Annotated in this window: 13 protein-coding genes; 1 reads left to right on the forward strand and 12 read right to left on the reverse strand. The window is 60.0% G+C overall.

The genetic code is table 11. The annotated features are described in order from the left end of the window. The first annotated feature begins 14 nt into the window (after positions 1-14). Complete coding sequence (locus NW862_RS09365) at positions 15-4,739, forward strand: alpha-2-macroglobulin family protein (RefSeq protein ID WP_414427117.1); 4,725 nt, start codon at positions 15-17, stop codon at positions 4,737-4,739. Between the two features lie 35 nt (positions 4,740-4,774). Here the strand turns inward: NW862_RS09365 and NW862_RS09370 are convergent, their stop codons facing one another. The 12 genes from NW862_RS09370 to NW862_RS09425 form a co-directional block, all read right to left on the reverse strand. Beyond that, on the reverse strand, positions 4,775-6,577 hold the full coding sequence (locus tag NW862_RS09370) for an NFACT family protein (protein ID WP_414427118.1): 1,803 nt from the start codon (positions 6,575-6,577) through the stop codon (positions 4,775-4,777). Between the two features lie 48 nt (positions 6,578-6,625). Beyond that, positions 6,626-7,225 (reverse strand): DUF3727 domain-containing protein, encoded by a 600-nt coding sequence (locus NW862_RS09375; protein WP_414334123.1) that lies wholly within the window; start codon positions 7,223-7,225, stop codon positions 6,626-6,628. Positions 7,226-7,299: 74 nt separating this feature from the next. Further along, the gene (locus tag NW862_RS09380) at positions 7,300-7,569 is read right to left on the reverse strand and encodes a gas vesicle protein GvpG (RefSeq protein WP_414334125.1); all 270 of its coding nucleotides are present in this window, start codon (positions 7,567-7,569) and stop codon (positions 7,300-7,302) included. Positions 7,570-7,660: 91 nt separating this feature from the next. Beyond that, the gene (locus tag NW862_RS09385) at positions 7,661-8,050 is read right to left on the reverse strand and encodes a hypothetical protein (protein ID WP_414347445.1); all 390 of its coding nucleotides are present in this window, start codon (positions 8,048-8,050) and stop codon (positions 7,661-7,663) included. Positions 8,051-8,217: 167 nt separating this feature from the next. Beyond that, positions 8,218-9,573, reverse strand: coding sequence for a pentapeptide repeat-containing protein (locus tag NW862_RS09390; RefSeq protein ID WP_414334127.1), 1,356 nt, complete (start codon positions 9,571-9,573; stop codon positions 8,218-8,220). A 220-nt stretch (positions 9,574-9,793) separates the two neighbouring features. After that, complete coding sequence (locus NW862_RS09395) at positions 9,794-11,428, reverse strand: AAA family ATPase (protein ID WP_414334128.1); 1,635 nt, start codon at positions 11,426-11,428, stop codon at positions 9,794-9,796. A gap of 43 nt (positions 11,429-11,471) precedes the next feature. Next, positions 11,472-12,587 carry a pentapeptide repeat-containing protein gene (locus tag NW862_RS09400; RefSeq protein WP_414427119.1) on the reverse strand — a complete coding sequence of 372 codons (1,116 nt, stop codon included), beginning with the start codon at positions 12,585-12,587 and terminating at the stop codon, positions 11,472-11,474. A gap of 8 nt (positions 12,588-12,595) precedes the next feature. After that, a complete protein-coding gene (locus tag NW862_RS09405; RefSeq protein WP_414427120.1) occupies positions 12,596-14,125 on the reverse strand; it encodes an Hsp70 family protein in 1,530 nt (509 codons plus the stop codon). Continuing rightward, positions 14,122-14,766 carry a helix-turn-helix domain-containing protein gene (locus NW862_RS09410; protein WP_414427121.1) on the reverse strand — a complete coding sequence of 215 codons (645 nt, stop codon included), beginning with the start codon at positions 14,764-14,766 and terminating at the stop codon, positions 14,122-14,124. The genes NW862_RS09405 and NW862_RS09410 overlap by 4 nt, the downstream gene beginning before the upstream one ends. A 95-nt stretch (positions 14,767-14,861) precedes the next feature. Next, positions 14,862-15,071, reverse strand: a complete 210-nt coding sequence (locus tag NW862_RS09415) for a DUF2997 domain-containing protein (protein WP_414349286.1) — start codon at positions 15,069-15,071, stop codon at positions 14,862-14,864. 9 nt (positions 15,072-15,080) lie between these two features. After that, entirely contained in the window at positions 15,081-15,479 is a 399-nt protein-coding gene (locus tag NW862_RS09420) for a DUF1257 domain-containing protein (RefSeq protein ID WP_414349285.1), read from the reverse strand. Between the two features lie 312 nt (positions 15,480-15,791). Then, entirely contained in the window at positions 15,792-17,891 is a 2,100-nt protein-coding gene (locus tag NW862_RS09425; RefSeq protein ID WP_414427122.1) for a pentapeptide repeat-containing protein, read from the reverse strand. Positions 17,892-18,076: the final 185 nt, after the last annotated feature.

Raw genomic sequence — 18,076 nt, forward strand, 5'->3', positions numbered from 1 at the left:
GGAGGAAGGGATCCATGCTGCGGCGGTGGTTGGTGGCCCTGGTGGTGTTTTTGGGAGTGGGGCTGGCGGTCTTGCTTTCGGAACAGCCGACGGGATCCCTGCTGGGGCGGGTGGAGCTGCCGGCAGGGGTGGCGCCGGGGAACGTCCAGGTGATTGCCGCCGGCCCGGTGAGCCGCAGCATCAGCCCGTCTGCGGAGGGCGAGTACCGCCTGGATCGATTGCCCGTTGGGGAATACCGGGTGACGGTGCGGGGATCCGGCCTAGAGACGGTCTCCAGCGAGAGACCCGTGCAGGTGCGGGAAGGGGCGATAGCTTCTGCTCCTCTCCTACGCCCGCAGCTTCTGCCCCCCAGCCTCTACCTCTACAGCCTCAGCTCGGTGTTCACGACCGCAGAGCCGGCACGGCTGCAGTGGCGGGCCAGTGGCCTGGGAGCGGTGCAGTTTGCCCTCTACCGCTTTTCCCTGGCTGATTTGGAAGGATCCCCTTTCTTGCGGGATCTGGCCGATGCTGGCTATGGATCCCTGGCTCCGGATTTGTATTCCATCCTGCGAGGAGAGCTGGTGCGCCGTTGGCAGCAGCCGCTGGGGGGAGAAGAGCTGACCCGCACCCTGGAGCTGGGGATCCTGCCGCCGGGGGCCTACTGGCTGGAGGCGGAAGGCCAACAGCCGCGGCAGGCGGCGGCGCCGCTGCCTTGGGCGGGGGAGTGGCTTTTGGTGAGTGACCTGGGCCTCATCCAGAAACAGGATGCCAGCCAGTTGGTGGTGCAGGCGGTGCATTTGCGGGAATTGCGTCCTCTGCCGGGGATCCAGATCCAAGTTTTCGGGGAGTGGAGGGATCCCCTCATTGCCACCACCGACGAGGAGGGGCTGGCCCGGTTTAGCTTGCCGACAGGGGAGAGATCCTCGCTGGTGGTCTATGGCCACAGCGCCGACAACACGTTGCAGGCTTTGTCCCGCAGCTATGCCTATGGCTGGAACCAGCCCCACCGCATCTACGCCTACACGGATCGTCCCCTCTACCGCCCCGGCCAGACGGTCTATTTTCGCGCCCTGGTGCGGGAGCACGACCGCCTCACCTCGGCAGGCCAGCCGGTGCAAGTAACCCTCACCGCCCCCGACGGCGATGTGCTGGGCGAGCAAACCCTGGCCACCAACGCTTTCGGCAGCGTCCACGGGCAGTTTCAATTGCCGGAGGAAACCCCCCTGGGCAGCTACGGCCTGGAGTGGCGGGTGGCCGGGCCGCAGGGATCCAGCCGCGAGTACACCGCCTTCGAGGTGGGAGCCTACCGCAAACCGGAGTTTGAGGTGAGGGTGGTGCCCGACCGGCCTTGGCTGGTGCGGGGGGGATCCCTGAAGGTACAGGTGGAGGCCGAGTATCTTTTCGGGGCGCCGGTGGCCGCTGCCCAGCTTCGCTACTGGGTTTACAGCAGCCCCGACTGGAGCCTGCGCTACGGGCTGTTGCCCCATTCGGGGGCAGAAGACTATTTTGCCGGCGACCTGGGAGAGGAGCAGGGCTACTACGGCGGCTACGGGGGGCTGGTGGCGGAAGGAGCAGGGGTGACGGATGCCCAGGGGCGGGCGGAGTTTCGCCTGGAGCGCCTGTTGCAGGATCTGGACTGGGAGGAAGACAGCTACTGGGGCCCGCAGGAGGTGCAGCAGTTGCGCATCGAGGTGGAGGTGAGTGATATCAGCCGCCGCAGCGTGACCGGAACGGCACGGGCCTGGGTGACGGCCGGCCAATTTGCCCTCTTTGCCGAGGCCGATCGCCACCTGCCCGCTCCAGGGGATGTCATCACCTACCGGCTGCAAGCCCGCGACTACGACGGCCAACCGGTCAGCACCGCCGGGGAGCTGAGCCTGGAGCGCTGGCGCTGGGATCCCCAGAGCAGCGTCTACCGACGGCAAGCCACTCTGCTGCGGCAATCTTTTCAGGTTGTCAACGGCGAGGGCAGCCTGGTTCTGCGCCTGCCCGCCGACCTGGAGCCGGGAGACTACCGGGTGCGGCTGACGGCCCAGGATCCTCGTCGCTACCGCGTGCAGGAGGTAGACCATCTCTGGGTGGTGGAGCCGGGCAACCCCCTGCCAAGTTGGGGATCCCTGCCCAGCCTGGAGGTGGTGGCGGATCGCCAGATCTACGAAGTGGGGGAAGAGGCCCAGCTCCTGATCGTCTCGCCGCTGCCGGATCTGCCGGTGCTGGTGGGTCTGGAGGGATCCCGGCTGCACCAGGTACAGGTGCTGCGCCTGCAGGGGCATACGGCCACCCTGCGCCTGCCCATCCGGGAGGAGTATCGCCCCAACCTCTACGTCACCGCCACCGTCCTCGGCCCGGAGCGGCGGCTGTACCAGAACGAGGCTCTGCTGCGGGTCTCGCCGTTGGATCGCTTTTTGCAGGTGGAGCTGCAGACGGATAAGCCCACTTATCAACCAGGGGAGACGGCCCAAATTCAAATCCGCACCCGCAACGCCCAAGGGCAGCCGGTCAGCGCCGAGGTGGGGTTGGGGATCGTGGACAACGCCCTCTACCTGCTGCGGCCCGACTTCACCCCCGATATCCGCCGCTTCTTCTACGGGCGCCAGGACAACCAAGTTACCACCACCACCTCTTTCCCTCAGCAATACCCCGGTGGTGCCGACAAGCTGGCCGGCCAGGTGCGGGAAGACTTTCGCGATACCGCCGCCTGGTTCCCGGATTTGGTGACCGATGCCGATGGCTTAGCCCAGGTCCAGGTGCGCTGGCCGGACAACCTGACTACCTGGCGCTTGACCGCCCGCGCCGCCACCGCCGACACCCAGGTGGGCTCCGCCCTAGCCACCGTCGCTGTCAGCAAAGACCTCTTGGTGCGCCTGGCCACCCCCCGCTTTTTCCGGGTGGGGGATCGGCTCACCTTGGCGGCCATCGTGCAAAACCGCACCGGTCAAGCCCAAGCAGTGGAAGTGGGGCTGGAAGTGCCCGGAAACCTAGAAGTGCAGGGCCCCCAACGGCAACGCCTGACCGTGCCCGCCCAAGGGGCGGAGCGGGTGGAATGGCCGCTGCAGGTGCTGGGGGCCGGCGATACCCCTGTGCGGGTTTGGGCGCAAGGGGAGGGGCTGCAGGATGCGCTGCAACTGCGGATCCCCAGCCAGCCCTTGGGAGCAGTACACCGCTTCTTCCAAACGGGGCGGCTGCAGGCGAACAGCCTTGAGCTGCCTTTGGATTGGCCGGCCACTTGGGTGCCGGGATCCCGACACCTGCATCTGGAACTGGCCGCCAGCCCGGCAGCGGAGCTTTTGGGGCCGTTGGACTATCTCGTCCAGTTCCCCTACGGCTGCACCGAGCAGACCTTGAGCCGCTTTTTGCCCGCCTTGGCGGTGGCCCAGGCCAGCAAGCAGTTGGGCTTGAACCTGCGCTCGCCCACCCTGGAGCGGCTGCCGCGGGTGGTTCGAGCCGGCCTGCAGCGGCTGGAGGACTCCCAGAACTACGACGGCGGCTGGGGCTGGTGGGCCTACGACACCAGCAACCCCTACCTGACCGCCTACATCCTGCAGGGCTATCATCTCGCCCAGGCCGCTGGCTATGCCCTCAAGGAGTGGCGGGTGCAGCGGGCTTTGGAGTACCTGGCTGGGCAGCAGTTCCAACCCCTCTCCCCCGATCTGCGGGCCTTTGTGGCCTACAGCCTGGCCCTCTGGGATCCGGCGCTGGTGACTGCCGAGCTGCCGCCGCCGCCGCAGCTTTCCACCTTTGGCCTGGCCTACCGCGGGCTGGCCGCCCTGCAACAGGGCCAGCGGGATCCCGCCCAAGCGGCTCTGGATGAGGTTCTAGAGCGGCGGCAAAGGGATCCCCAGGGGCGCTGGTTTCTTCCTGCCGCCTCCGCCCCGCCAACCGGCGAGCGCTCCACCTACGACGACCTGGAGGTGGCCGGGCCCCTCTTGCAACTGGCCGTGCGCCTGCAGGATGGCCGCGCTGGCGAGATCGCCACCGCCCTTCTCCAGCAGCGGCAGGACAACCGCTGGCGCACCACCAAAGCCACCGCCGACGCCCTCCTGGGCCTGGTGGCCTACTACCAAGCCCAGCAACAGCAACAGCCTGGCCCCGGCCAGGTGCGGGTGTTGGAGGAGGTGAGCGGAGCTGAACTGGCGCGTTGGCAGGCCGGCGGTGCGGATCCCCGCCAGGTGCTGGACTGGGACGACGCCGAAGTGAGCACCCTGCGCCGCCTGCGTTTGGAAAAATCCGGCCCCGGCCCCCTCTACTACAGCTTGAGGGGAGAAGCTTTTGTTCCCAACCCTCTGCCCTCTCAAAGCCAAGGCTTTGCCGTCGGCCGCAGCTACTTCCGCCTACAGCCCCAACCCCAAGCCAATGGAGAGATCCGCTACCGAGAACAGCTCCTGCGCCCCGGCGAGGCGGTGCGCGCCGGCGAGGTGCTCCTGGCCCGGCTGACGGTGGAAGCTGAGCGCGATAGCCACTATGTGGTGATCGAGGATCCCTTGCCCAGCGGCGCCGAGATCACCTCCCAGGATCCGCGGCTGCTCACCGGCTCGGCCCCCGACTACTGGTGGGACTGGTTTTGGACCCATCAAGAAAACCGCGACGACCGCGTGGCCTTCTTCAGCACCGAGCTCAGGCAGGGCCGCCACGAGTTCGTCTACCTCTTCCGTCCAGAGATCCCCGGCCAGTTCCAGGTGGCCCCTGCCCTGGCGGAAGAAATGTACGATCCCAGCCGCTATGGCCGCAGCGCCAGCCACTCCCTCAGCGTTCTTCCCTAAAGATGCCTGTTACAGCCACCTGACCGAAAACAGCGTCAGTGTTGCGCGAGGGCTGAGGCGATGAGGCATTGAGCACGGCTGGGGCGGCCCCAAAGCACCTGCTCCTGTTTGTAGACAACCATGCCGGGCGGGGATCCCTTCGGTTTGAACACCCATTTCGGGCGGGTATACACCACCGGCACCTGTTCGCTGAGGCGACCGCGGCTGAAATGAGCCGCCAAATCGGCAGCCGCCTGCAGATCCTCGCTTTCGGCCACGGCGCCGGGGGGCAAGCGCAGCAGCACATGGCTGCCGGGGATCTCCTGGGCGTGAAACCACCAATCGTGTTCCTGGGCCACGCGAAAGGTCAGTTGGTCATTTTGCAGGTTGTTGCGCCCCACCCAGATGGGGAAGCCACTGGGGCTGGTAAAGCGATGGGGGTTGAAGGGTTGTGGTGGGGAATGCTTTGATCCCATCCGTGAGGATTCTGTCCCGCTGTGGCGAGCAGGACTCTCCAAGTAGCGCTGTTGGATCAGCTCGGTCTCAATTTCCTTGAGGGCGGCCAAGTCTTGGGGATCCCGATAGGTTTCCAGATGCTGCAGAGACGCTTCCACCTGCTCCAGGTATCTGATCTCCTGCTCTACCGCCTCTTGCAAAGGCCGCACAGCTTCCTGAGCCCGTTTTTGTTTGCGGTGCTTGCGGTAGTAGGCTTGGGCATTGAGAATGGCATTTTTCTCCGGGTCGAGCGGGATCTTGATCGTCTGGCCGCTGGCAAAATCTGGCAGCTCGATGTGGTGCAGCCCTGGCCGCCAGAGGTGGAGGTGGGCCATCAACAAGTCGGCAGCTCGTTTCGAGGCTTCCGCTTGGGTGGATTCGGCCAGCATCGTCTCAAATTGCTCTCGCCGCTGATAGAGCTTTTTCAGCAGGGTGGACACCTTTTGCAGCAGGCGGTGGCGCTCTCGCTCAAACTGTTCGCGGTTGAGCTGAGCTTGGTAGTAGTCTTCCAGAAGTTGGTGCAAGGACTCCGTCGGAGGGCTGACGGGACGGCTTGCCCAACCGAGGACGGTGTATCCCTGGGGAGTGGGCGCCGGCTCAAACCGGCCTGTTTCCAGACGGGTGAGCCAGTCCTGCCACCTGGCAAACAGCGCCTGCCAATCATGGACAGACAGGTGATCGCTGGGGGTCTGCGGCGGGATCCCAGCCTGATGACACATCGCTTCCACCAAATGCCGACTGAGACCGCGATAACCGTGCAACAGCCGTTGGCCGATGGGGCCGGGGATCAAGGCGATGCGTTCTTGCCAAGAGGAGAAAGGCTCGGATCGCTGTGGGATCGGCGCAGTCAGGGCTGGAGGGGACTCGTAGGGAAGGCCCGGCTGCACCGGACGCACCCGCGATTGCCGCTCGCTCACCCCATGGCCGCTGGCCAAAATCAGGCCTGCCTCGTCCACCAAAATGGCGTTGCTGTGCTTGCCCATCACCTCTAGGTAGAGATGGCGCTGCGGGGGATCCCCGGGCCGAGGGGCAAAGCGACAGTCGATCACCCGTTCCCACTCGTCTGTGAGAGCCAGCTCCGTCAGCGCCAAACCCCTCAGTTGCCGTTGGAGAAACTGGCTAAATTGAAAGCCGTCCGGCTCTTTGGCAGGAGGCTGACAGAGGTGGAGACGCGCCGCTTGGGGATGCCAGCACAACAGCAGGCAGGGGCGGGCAGTGAGCGTGCGCAAACCGATGACCACCGTCCACAGATCGGTCTGTTGGACCCATTCCACGCGGGCGGGCAACCAAGAATCCCGCCCTGCCGCTGCCCCCGTCAGATCCGCCAGCACCGCACGCAGGGTGGTCAGATCAACCGGCTGCATCCCTGTTGCTCCTGGTCGCTACCCAACCCTTGAGGGTTCACTCACGGCCTAATCTTCGTCCTCCTCTTCTTCGTCATCCTCGCCTTCCCATTCCTCGTCCAGATCCAGCAGCAGAGCATAGAGCTGATCGAAAAGCTCTGGAGGCTCATCCGGGGTGAGCAGATAGGGATCCCCTTCCTCGGGCAAAGCAGCATAGATCAAAACGGGATCCAGGGGAGCAAAGATGCCGTATTTCTTCTCTTGGTAGAAAAACGTAGCCAGCAGTTGAAACTCCTGGGCATCTTCTTCGCTCTCGCCCAGCTCGAACACATCTTCCTCTTCGACGGGGGGCAGCTCTCCCTGAACCGTAAGGATGTCAAAGCCATTCTGCTGCAAGGTCAGGTTCAACTCCCCCAAGACCGCCTGGATGGTGGGGATGGCAGCCTGTAGCTCTTCCGGATCCGGCTCGTCCAGGATCCCTTCCATGTCGGCGTCTCCGTTCACCGCCTGGTTGGGTTCCCCTTCCCAAACCAGCACTTTGATCACGGCATCGACAGGAGTGACCAGGGCATAGGTCTGCCCATCGATGACCACCTGCCGCAGAATCTCGCACTTGAGAGGCTGGTTCTGCTCGTCGCGGAGCATCAAGGTTTCATGCGATTCAGTCATTGAAAACAGCCCAGGTTAGGAAAGATGGGGGTGTACAGAAGCCCATTCTCCCATGTTCTGCCCCCTCGCAAAGTTCAGGGATCCCCTGCCAACTCGCCATCAGCACTTTGTGCTTCGGCTGCTCGTTCTGCCTGGGTTAGGGCTTCCAGGGCCAACAAAATCTCTTCTTCTCGGCGGGCGTAGGTGTCTTCGTCAATTTCTCCCAAATCTAGCTGGATTTGCAAGGCTGTAAGCTCTTTTTGCAGGTTTTCTTTGTTATCCAGTTGTGCTTCGGCGCGTTCTTGAATTTGCTCCGCTAGCCAAAGCAAGCTTTGGGCCGGCCACGTCAACAACTGCCAAACCATCTCACATCTCCCAAAGCTAATAAACAACCCCTGCGATCCTATCAACTCGGATCCTCAGATGCCGTCGCCCCAGCTTAGCGCAGAGAGGAGACTAATTGTCCCGGCAGTGCTGCTCGATCCAATCCATCAACTCCCCATCGGAATGGGTGCACAGCCGCTCCCCTGTAATCAGGTCTTGGACAGACCACCAGACCCTGCCGCTACCATCTACCCATTGACGCACGCGCAGCTCATCGCAAGCCGTCAAAACCGCTTTTAGGCTCTGCCAAAGGCGGCGCCATCCTCCAAACAGCGCTGGAGAGGAAGGATCCCTGCTGCCGTACTCGGCTGCCAGTTGCCGCTCCTCTTGCTCTAACAATTCCACCAAGCGGGTGTTGTTGGCCGCTCTGGCTGCTGCCAAACGATGGGCCAGGGAAGCTGCCATGTTGTGGCGATGGCGGGCAAGGAGACTCACCCCACCCCTTTCAGCGGCTGCATTCATGAGGCTGCTCTCCAGCATCAGGAGCTCTACACGATCAATCCTACCGAAAAATCTGTAGTTAAAGATACGGAAAATACCCAAACCATCGATAACGTGTTTTGGAAAGTGGGATTACGGTCATTCCGATCTAGACCCACCTCGGTGAAGCTGAACATTAGTCGGGCCTGCTAGGGATGGATGGTTCCGTCGGGGAGGATGGCCCCGCTCAAGTCAGCAAATCGATCCCAGCCGGGACTTAGTTTTGCGCCCGTTAGGTTTGCTCCCTTGAGAGAAACGTTCAGCAAGTCTGCCTCCTGCAGGTCTGCCCCGCTCAGGTCGGCTCCTTCCAGGTTTGCCCCCCTCAGGTCTGCTGCCCTTAAGTCGGCCCCGCTGAGGTTTTTCACATCAGCCTGGCCGTTAACAATCTCCCAGACCAGCCGCCACTTGGGATCCATCTGAGTTTCGGCAGAGACTAGGGATCCCTCTAGGCTGACCCGGCTCAAGTCGGCCCCGCTCAAGTTGGCTCCGCTGAGATCAGCCTGGCTCAGGTCAGCCCCGCTCAAGTTGGCTCCGTTGAGGTTGGCTGCTCTCAAGTTAGCCTGCTTCAAATTGGCCCGGCTCAGGTTGGCTCCGCTGAGGTTGGCCCCACTGAGGTCTAATCCTCTCAGATAGGTCTGGGCCAAGCTGGCCTCGCTTAGATCGACCCCTCGCAGATATGTTCCGTTTAGGTTAGCTCCGCTCAGGTTGGATCCTCTCAGACATGCCTGACGTATCCGGCTCAGGTTAACCCCCCTCAAGTTGGCTTGCCTGAGGTTGACCCCCGCCAGGTTAGCTTCACTCAGATCGGCTTCGGTTAAGTTGGCGTTGTCCAGGTTCGCTCCCCTTAAGTAGGCTCGGCTTAGGTTTGCGGAGCGCAAATCGGCCCCCTCTAAGTCGGCCTCGCCTAGGTATGCTGCACTCAGGTTTGCGCGGCTCAGCTTGGCCCTGCTCAGGCGTGCTGCTTTCAAGTTTGCCCGGCTTAGGTTGGCCCCCTCTAGGTATACCTCGCTCAGGTTAGCCCAGCTCAGATCAGCCCGGCTCAGGTCAGCCTGGTACAGACAGGCTGCTCCCCCCCTCTCTCCTTTCCCTAGGTCGGCTCCCCTCAAGTCTGCCCCACTTAAGTCAGGCCTATCTAGACTGGCTCCCCTCAGGTCAGCCCAGCGGAAGTCTCGCTCTCCGGCTCTGTATCTGGCTTGGATATCTTCGACTTTACGGAGAGGAAGCGGATGCGCTTTTGCTACCTGCACAAGCTCCGGATCCGCTGACTCCAGCAGTGTTTTCCAGGCTGCAAATTGAACTTTCCAAGCCAAACCTTTTTGCATGACGGTTTGGATAACAAGTTGAGCCCCTTTTTCGCCATATTGGAGCGCTTCCTCAATCGCTCGGATTCGCACTTCCAGATCGGGACTGGCTAGGTCTTGCTCAATAGCCACCAAGCCTCCCATGACCGGATCGGAGCCGGCCAGTTGCTGCCCACCCAGAACGGGATCAAAGGTTTCCGCCATCCCTACACCTCAAGTTAACCTTCCAACTACCTGCTGCTGCATAAGCCATAGGCCCGGTCAGTTTTGGCAATTACTTCAGCTCGGTAAGCTTCCAGCCCCCAAATCGACCACCAAAATCAGGGATCCCGTAGCCCAAAGCAGCCGCTGTCTGTTGGATCCCTGGGGAGCTAATGGTTTTGGTAGGGCTGCTACATCCCGCCAGAAGACCAGGACTGAGAACTTAGGAGGGGGAGGAGGGGAAAAACGAAGAGGGGCTGTCGACTTCGATGGGGCCCAGCCCTCTTTTTTGCACCAGCGTTCGCAGCTCCTGCACAAGTTGTTGGTCTTGGGAGGCCGTGCGGGCCCCGGACTCGGCAGCCCATGCTTTTAAGTCCTGAATCTGGTCGCGGGCGATGGCGGCCAGAGGAACGGTTTGGCGAATGGCGCTGAGGACGTCCTCCTGGGTAAACTCGCGGGGTGGATCCTGGTTGAAGGCCATGTGCATGGCATCGTAGATGGTCTGTTCAATTTCTGCCCCGCTGAAATCTTCGCTGGCCATGGCCAGCTCAGGGTAGGAGAAATCCCGCAAGCGGTTGGGCCGCAGCCGCTGGATGTGGACTTGGAAGATTTCCTCCCGCTCCCGTTGGTTGGGCAAATTGACAAAGAAAATCTCATCAAACCGGCCTTTGCGCAGCAACTCAGCCGGCAAGATGCGGACATTATTGGCGGTGGCAACAATAAAAACGGGTTTGGTTTTTTCCTGCATCCAGGTAATTAGGCTGCCGAAGACCCGCTTGCTGGTGCCCGAATCTCCTGAAAACTCGCTGTTGACGCCGCCAAAGGCCTTATCCAACTCATCAATCCACAAAACACAGGGGGCCATAGCTTCGGCAATTTGGATCATCTGGCGCACGCGGCTTTCACTTTCGCCGACGATCCCGCCGAAGAGTCGCCCCACATCCAGCCGGAGCAAGGGCATGCGCCACTCGCGGGCTATGGTTTTGGCACAGAGGGACTTGCCGGTACCCTGGATCCCGGCCAGCAAAATGCCCTTGGGGCTGGGCAAGCCATAGTCGCGGGCCTGGGCACTAAAGCTGTTGCGGCGCTGGCGAATCCAGGCTTTGAGGTTTTCCAGGCCGCCGACATTTTGCAGGGTCTCGGAGGGGTTGTAAAACTCCAGGATTTCCGTCTGGCGGATGTATTGCTTTTTCTCTTCCAGAACCAGGTCAATATCGCCCTCGCTGACCTTGCCTTTGGCGGCTAGGGCGCGGGCCAGGATCCGCTCAATGCGCTGCCGGGTCAGCCCTTGACAGGCTCGAACCAGTTGTTCCCGCGCTGGGCCGCTTAGCTCCAGTTGACGGGCAGGGATCGCGCGGGTAACGATCCGCTCAATTTCGTCGATGCTGGGCAGGGGAAAATCATAGACTACAATTTCCTCGCGCAGCTCGGCAGGGACAACGGCTTCTTGGCCCAGGAGGATGATGGACTTGCGGCTGTGGCGGCCCTCTCTGGCCAAGGTTTTTAGGTAGCGGATAACGGGATAGTTATCTGAGCGTTCTGGATTTCTCAGGGTGGGGTTTAGATCCTTGAGAACACAAATAACCGCCTCGTCCTCTTTGATAGCGCCGATGCGGCCCAGAGCAGGCATCAATTGACCTTTGTTTTGGCCGTTGTCTGACCAGCCAGAGACGATATCCCAGATTAGGAGTTTGCGCTTGGGTTTGAGAGAATCGGCCAGAACTTGTAGCAGCTCCTCTGCTGGGGCTTCTTCGGGAGTAACCAGGTAGATCAAAGGGTAGCGAGCGCGAACCACCAAGTCCAGCAGCGTGAGAATGTCTTGGTGATTGCTGGCAAAGGCGAGATCTAAGGAACTCATGGATCTAGCTGCTAGCTGTAGGTAGTCTAGCAAAGGGATCCGCCTAGGGATGGACAGTTCCGTCGGGGAGGATGGCCCCGCTCAAGTCGACAAATCGATTCCAGCCGGGACTTAGTTTTGCGCCCTTTAGGTTTGCTCCTCTCAGATCCGTGCCGTCCAGGTTTGCTTCCCTTAGCTCGGCCCCACTCAGGTTGGCTTGCCACAGGTCGGCCCCACTCAGGTTGGCTTGCCACAGCTTGGCCTCGCTCAGGTTGGCCCCGCTCAGGTTGGTCCCGCTCAGGTTGGCCCCGCTCAGGTCGGCCCCGCTCAGGTCGGCTCCACTCAGGTCGGCCCCGCTCAGGTTCTTGGCATTCGCCTGACCGTTGACAATTTCCCAGACCAGCCGCCACTTGGGATCCATCTGCGTCTCGGCAGAGACCAGAGTCCCCTTCAACGTGGCCCGGTGCAAGTCGGATCCCTGAAGATTCACTCCCCTCAGGTTCGCCCCGCTCAGGTCGGCCCAGTTCAGGTTGGCCCTGCTCAGGTCAGCCCTGCTCAGGTTGGCTTGCCACAGCTTGGCCCCGCTCAGGTCGGCCCCGCTCAGCTTGGCTTGGTTCAGGTTGGCCCCGCTCAGCTTGGCCGAGATCAAGTTAGCCCTGCTCAGGTCCGCCCCGCTCAGGTTGGCCCCGCTCAGCTTGGCCAAGATCAAGTTAGCCCTGCTCAGGTCCGCCCCGCTCAGGTTGGCCCCGCTCAGGTCAGCCTCGCTCAGGTTGGCCCCGCTCAGGTTGGTCCCGCTCAGGTTGGCCCCGCTCAGGTCAGCCCTGCTTAGCTGGGCCCAGCGGAAATCTCGCTCTCCCGCTTCATACCTTGCTCGGACATCTCCAACCTGTCGGAGGGGAAGGCGATAGGACCTTGCCACCTGCACGTGCTGCGGATCCTCCGCTTCCAGCAGCGTCTCCCAAGCCGCAAACTGCACCTCCCAGTTGGGATCATTTCGCATGGCCTGGATAACAAGCTCGGCCCCTCTGGATCCGTACTTCAGAGCACCCTTGATTGCTTGGATTCTCACCTTGGGATCCGGACTGTCTAGGGCTTGCTCAACGGCTACCAAGCCTCCCATGACCGGATCGGAGCCGGCCAATTGCTGCCCACCCAGAACGGGATCAAAGTTTTCCGCCATCCCTAACCTCAAGTTAACCTCCCAACCACCTGCTGCTGCATAAGGGTCTTTTGAGTTTGCAAATCTACTACCGTTACCCGCAAAGTTCGCCCAGCATCGACGGCAAAGGTGACCTGCAAACGATCCACTCCTACCTGCCCTGGGGGCTTGAGAGGAATGGAAAGCTGCTTGTGGCTCCCAAGGGGACGAAAGCTAGAAGCTGCGCTGCTGTTGCGAATCTGCATCCGACCGTCGGGACCGTAAACAACCTCGGTTGCCCCTTCCTCGGCCATCTCACCAACCACCAGGTTGATGTGGCTTTGTCCATTGGCGTTGGCCTGCAAGGGAGGCAGTTCCACCGTGGCAGGATAGGCCGTGCCGCTCTTAAAGAGAGGGAAAAAGTCGGGCGCCTGCAAATAGGGATTCCAGAGCCGCAGGGCGTAGGTATGGCGGAGATGATCTTGAAGGCGGGCAAACTGGGTGAAGGCCAGAGCGCCGTGGGCCACTGCCTCAAACGGCTTGTGGTACTTAACCTTGTCGCGGCCAAAGAGGCTAATGACCTGATGCTGCACCCCTGGAATGAGGCTGGTGCCACCCACCAACACCACCTGGTGGATATCTCGTTTAGAGATCCCTTTGTTGTGGGCTTTCTCGATGACCTCATCGATGGCTTCTCTTAGCCGCGTCAGCAGGCCGCGCTCTTCCAACAGCTCCTGGAGTTGTTCGCGCTGAAGCATTAAAGTGTGGGTCTCAAAGGAGTCTTCATCCAGCCAGGCCTCGCTGGCCTGAGAATGGCTGGAGAGGCGGATCTTGAGCCGCTCGGCAACCTCGCACAGAACCTGGAAGCTGCTGGCCGGAACCTGCTGTCGCTTGCGGCCCAACTGCTCCAGCACCCATTCGGCAATCCAGATATCGATATCGACGCCGCCACAGCCATAGGCCCGGTCAGTTTTGGCAATGACCTCAGCTCGGTAAGCAGTGCCCTGCTTTGGCTTCAAGATTTTGACCAAAGAGAGGTCGAGAGTTCCGCCCCCCAAATCGACCACCAAAATCAGGGATCCCGGTTCCTGCACCCCGTAGCCCAAAGCAGCCGCGGTGGACTCGTCGAGGAACACAACCTGTTGGATCCCTAGGGAGCCAAACACCTCTTGCAGGTTGTGCAAATAGGCCTCGTAGGCTCCCACCGGCACGGTCAAGATCACCTTATCGGGCTGCCAGCCCTCCGCCTTGAGTTTGGCAAGAAGCTGCTGCAGAAAGATCCGCGTGGCCTCTTGGGCTGTGTAGGCCTGTCCATCCACATAGGTTGGGGCCGGCTGGAATTGTTGAGAGAGATCCCGCTTAAAGCCTTTGAATAGGCGCTTGGGATCCCGTTTGGCCTGGGCAGGTGCCCCAATCAAAAATTGCTGGTTTTGGCCGACAAAGAGAACCGAGGGAATTAGAGGCGGGCTGCCGTCGTAGCGGTGGGTGATCCCTGGTATGTCGATCACAATCGGCTTTCGATTTTGATAGGCACAGACCACCGTATTGGAAGTGCCAAAATCAATAGCCAACGTCGTCATGCTGCCAAGGAAGGTAGAGTGCGACTGACTTTGGCTCGAACCAAAATTTGATCCCTAAGTCGATAGCCCACAAAGCGAACGTAGACCGGCTCGCCCGCCTGGATATCCTCCTCATCTGCCTGGTGGCTTTCTGGGTCATAGGCCACCTGTTGCCACACCTGGCCAATGGTTTCCAACTGCCAGTCTTCCAACAAGTTGCCCAGACAGTTCAGCAAAGCCAAGACTTGCTGGGCAGGGTAATCCGGTCGCCTCTGCACAACCTGCTGCAGGGTGGGGTATTGCACCAAAAGAGGCTTGAGCTTTTCCACCAGTTCGGCGCGGATTTGATGACGCAATTGCCCTTCCTGCTGTTCTAGCTGTTTGTGCAGCCGCTGCACTTCCTGAGCCGTTTCTGCAGGCTCCAATGCTAGCTCGATTCCGCTGAAATCTTGAATAAGGCTCGGCAAGGGCACTTGCAAAATGCTGGCCGCTCGATTGAGATCGGCTAACTTCAGCTTTTCGGCCTGGCCAGTTCTCAGGGCATTTAGGGCTCCTCGACTCAGTTTGGCCTTTTGTCGAAGCTCTCGCCAGGTTGAGATACCGGCAGCCTGCATGAGATTGCGCAGCAGGGTATCATGACTTTTCGTATCATGACTTTTCATTTCAGAGTTACGACTCCAAAATGGAATCCTAGCCAGAGTCCTTTGGATCCCTTTGGTTAAACCAGACAGGGGATCCAGAAAGGGGTTTGGGGCATTCATAAACGCTCTACCTGACGCTGGACATCTTGTTCTATGACTGGGGCCTGGTCATATTCAGGCAACAGCTCCCTTTTTTGAACTGTGCCCAATGCCCTTTCTATTTCCTCAGTTAGGTCAAGGCAGCCCTTGCCTTTGACATTAAGCACGCGCTCAATCACGTTGCCATCTTTGTCGATGATGTATTCAACCTGTTGATATTCCGCCATAACGCCTCCTCAAGCCCAGCGCCCCAACACAATCCTGATCTGCCCTTCCTCGTCCACAGATTCCGACTCTACGGTAAACCCCTTCTCCACTGCCGTTGCAAGGACGGCGTGATAAGCATACCTGCGCTGAATTTTGGGGATAAAGTCGGGAAAGACCTGGCGGTCATATTCAGAGATTATTGCCTCGTAGTGATCGCCCTTCCACTTAAAGCCAATATCGTTGCTAGCAGCACTTAAGTACTTTCTTCGGATAACAATGTCTGCCGTCTGAGGTCGCCTATCGCCTAGGTAGCCATATAGAGGAAGGTCGGATCCCTCTTCTATGTGAGAGTAGCCAACATCGTTTAGAGCCTTTATCAAAGCCTCTCGGTTCTTAAACTGAGTTTGGATGTACGTGAAGTGCGACATTCTCTCCTCCTAAAGTTAGAGTCTTTCTTGCTTCACCTCACCTGGCTATGGGTGCCCTCTGTTTTTTGACCGAGGAGCACTTGGGCCATCTCTATCTTCGCACTATCCCCTGCCAAAGCCCTTAGCTCAGCAAAGGCTGCTTCAAAGTCTCCTTACTTTTTAAAGCAGGCTTCATCCAAAAATCTCCAGAATCCCGCCACAGCAAGGCCACGCCTCTATCCTAAAGCAGCTCTCTTGGATTAAAAAGTGTTTGCTAGGATACAAACCTGCGTGGCCCTAGCCAAAGAAATTGATGGAGCCAACCAAGAGTGTTTAGTTCTCCCTGTTCTTCTCGGCTGGGAGATGCCGATTGGGATCCGACGTAGGAGGAGGAGGCAGTTGAGGGGTACTGGGGTAACCAAACCAGATGCTTGCCAAACCTTTGAACCAAAGGGAGAGCCAGATCCACTGCCACTGAAAATCAAGTTTTGCGCCTTCTAGGATGGCATTGTCTAGGTTGGATCCCTCCAAGTTGGCGTAGCTCAAATTGGCCTTCCTCAGATTGGCTTGGCTGAGGTTGGATCCTCCTAGATCCGCTCCAATGAGGCTGGCTCCACTTAGGTTTGCCCCGACCAGTTGCACCCCGTTGAGCTTGGCCCAATTCAAGTTAGCGCCGCTCAGGTCAACCCCACTCAAGTTTCTCTTGGAGGCTTGACCGTTGACGATCTCCCACACCAGACGCCACTTGGCCTCGATCTGGGTTGCAGGAGAAAGGATCACCCGCTGCAGACTGGCCAGCTCCAGATCTGCCCCCCTCAGGTCGGCACCGCTGAGGTTGGCTCCGGCCAGATAGGCCCTACTCAGCTTGGCTCCACCGAGATCGGCGTGGGTTAGGTTGGCCCCGCCCAGCTTGGCCCTCTTTAGATTGGCTCCACCTAGGCTGGCCTCGCTCAGATCTGACCCAATCAAATAAGCCTGGCTTAGGTTAGCTCCACTGAGCCTTACCCCGCTGAGGTCTGCCCGGCTGAGGTTGGCCTTTCTCAAGTCCGCCCCTCTCAAGTCTGTTTGGCTCAGCTCCTGCGAATGGGCGCCAGCATGGAAAATCATGAACCACCAGCTACTCTCCGGACTGGCCTCTACAGAAATCACCGTCCATCTCAAGCTAGGCAAGTTCAGGTCTGTCTTGCCCAGTTTGGCTTCGCTGAGGTCGGCCCCGATGAGGCTGGCCCCCCTTAGATCCGCGCCGTTGAGTTTAGCCCGTCTCAGCTTGGCTCCGACGAGGTTGGCTTGCGTCAACTTGGCCCCCACAAGTTTGGCCTGGGCTAGTTCGGCCTTGATCAAGCTGCTTCCACTGAGGTTGGCACCGCTTAGGTCTGCCCCGCTGAGATCCGCTTGGTTTAAGTTGGCCCCCCTCAGATCCGCCTGGCTTAGATTGGCTTTGCTCAACTCTGCCCACTGTAGGTCTACGCCGCAGAGGTTGGCCCCGCTCAGGTCGGCTCCCACCAAGCTCACGCCAGGGAGCCTGATCCCGCTCAGATTTGCCCAGCTCAAGTTTGCCCCGCTCAAGTCCGCCTGAGCTAGGTTTTTTCCCTGAGCGTGGCCGTTGACAATTTCCCAGACCAGCCGCCACTTGCGGTCAATTTGGGTTTCAGGGGAAAGGATAGCTCCCCGCAGGCTGGCCAGTTGCAGGCAAGCTGCGCCCAAATCGGCCCGACTGAGGTTGGCTCCCTCCAAGCTGGCCCACCGGAGGTCGGCTCCCTGGAGGTCGGCTTCCTGCAAGTTAGCACCGACAAGCCTTGCCCCCCTTAGGTCTGCTTGCGCCAAGTTGGCCCCCCTCAGGTCAGCCCAATCCAGGTCTGCCCCGCTCAAGTCTGCCTGAGCTAGGTTTTTCCCCTGAGCGTGGCCGTTGACAATTTCCCAGACCAGCCGCCACTTGCGGTCAATTTGCGTTTCGGGGGAAATGACGACCCACTTCAGGTTGGCGTCTGCCAGATTAGCTCCTTGCAAGTTGGCGCCAATGAGATTGGCCCCCATCAGGTTAGCTCCCTTTAAGTTGGCTCCTCTCAGATCTGCGCCGCTGAGGTCTGCCTGGCTGAGGTTGGCTCCAATCAGGCTGGTGTGGCTTAGATTGACCTGGCTCAGCCTTGCCCGAACTAAACTGGCCCCGCTTAAGTCGAGCCCCCTTAGATCTAGCCGGCTGAGGTTGCCCCCCCTCAGATCTGCCCAGCGAAAGTCCCGCTCGCCGGCTCGATATCTCTCTTCAGGGTTTCCAACTGGACGTAGGGGAACGGGATATCTTTTTGCTACTTGCACCAGTTGAGGGATGCCAGAGTTCAGTAGGGTTTTCCAAACCGCAAACTGCACTTCCCAATCCAGGGGTTGTAGCATTGTCTGTAGAAAAAGCTTTCTGCTTCTTTCGCCAAAACTTCCCATAGCTCCATTTCCGCTAACGAGATCCCCCCTTCTAGGAACTAACTGAACGGCTTCTGAACCACCGGCAACTCCCTCAGCTTCAGCCTGTCCACAGTCTCTTGTAGCCACGGCCCACCCCCTGTTGGCTAGCTTCGTCTCTATTTTTACCTTGACCCTGGAGAGGTCTCAAGTCAAACTTGAGGGGT

Source organism: Synechococcus sp. H55.8 (genome assembly GCF_047462375.1).
In the GTDB taxonomy this organism is placed as follows: domain Bacteria; phylum Cyanobacteriota; class Cyanobacteriia; order Thermostichales; family Thermostichaceae; genus Thermostichus.

Bases quoted from the DNA above. Each gene is read 5' to 3' on its own strand.
- NW862_RS09410 (WP_414427121.1), bottom strand. From the start codon at position 14,766: ATGAAAAGTCATGATACGAAAAGTCATGATACCCTGCTGCGCAATCTC.
- NW862_RS09365 (WP_414427117.1), top strand. From the start codon at position 15: ATGCTGCGGCGGTGGTTGGTGGCCCTGGTGGTGTTTTTGGGAGTGGGG.
- NW862_RS09425 (WP_414427122.1), bottom strand. From the start codon at position 17,891: ATGGGAAGTTTTGGCGAAAGAAGCAGAAAGCTTTTTCTACAGACAATG.
- NW862_RS09370 (WP_414427118.1), bottom strand. From the start codon at position 6,577: ATGCAGCCGGTTGATCTGACCACCCTGCGTGCGGTGCTGGCGGATCTG.
- NW862_RS09375 (WP_414334123.1), bottom strand. From the start codon at position 7,225: ATGACTGAATCGCATGAAACCTTGATGCTCCGCGACGAGCAGAACCAG.
- NW862_RS09395 (WP_414334128.1), bottom strand. From the start codon at position 11,428: ATGAGTTCCTTAGATCTCGCCTTTGCCAGCAATCACCAAGACATTCTC.
- NW862_RS09415 (WP_414349286.1), bottom strand. From the start codon at position 15,071: ATGGCGGAATATCAACAGGTTGAATACATCATCGACAAAGATGGCAAC.
- NW862_RS09385 (WP_414347445.1), bottom strand. From the start codon at position 8,050: ATGAATGCAGCCGCTGAAAGGGGTGGGGTGAGTCTCCTTGCCCGCCAT.
- NW862_RS09390 (WP_414334127.1), bottom strand. From the start codon at position 9,573: ATGGCGGAAACCTTTGATCCCGTTCTGGGTGGGCAGCAACTGGCCGGC.
- NW862_RS09380 (WP_414334125.1), bottom strand. From the start codon at position 7,569: ATGGTTTGGCAGTTGTTGACGTGGCCGGCCCAAAGCTTGCTTTGGCTA.
- NW862_RS09400 (WP_414427119.1), bottom strand. From the start codon at position 12,587: ATGGCGGAAAACTTTGATCCCGTTCTGGGTGGGCAGCAATTGGCCGGC.
- NW862_RS09420 (WP_414349285.1), bottom strand. From the start codon at position 15,479: ATGTCGCACTTCACGTACATCCAAACTCAGTTTAAGAACCGAGAGGCT.
- NW862_RS09405 (WP_414427120.1), bottom strand. From the start codon at position 14,125: ATGACGACGTTGGCTATTGATTTTGGCACTTCCAATACGGTGGTCTGT.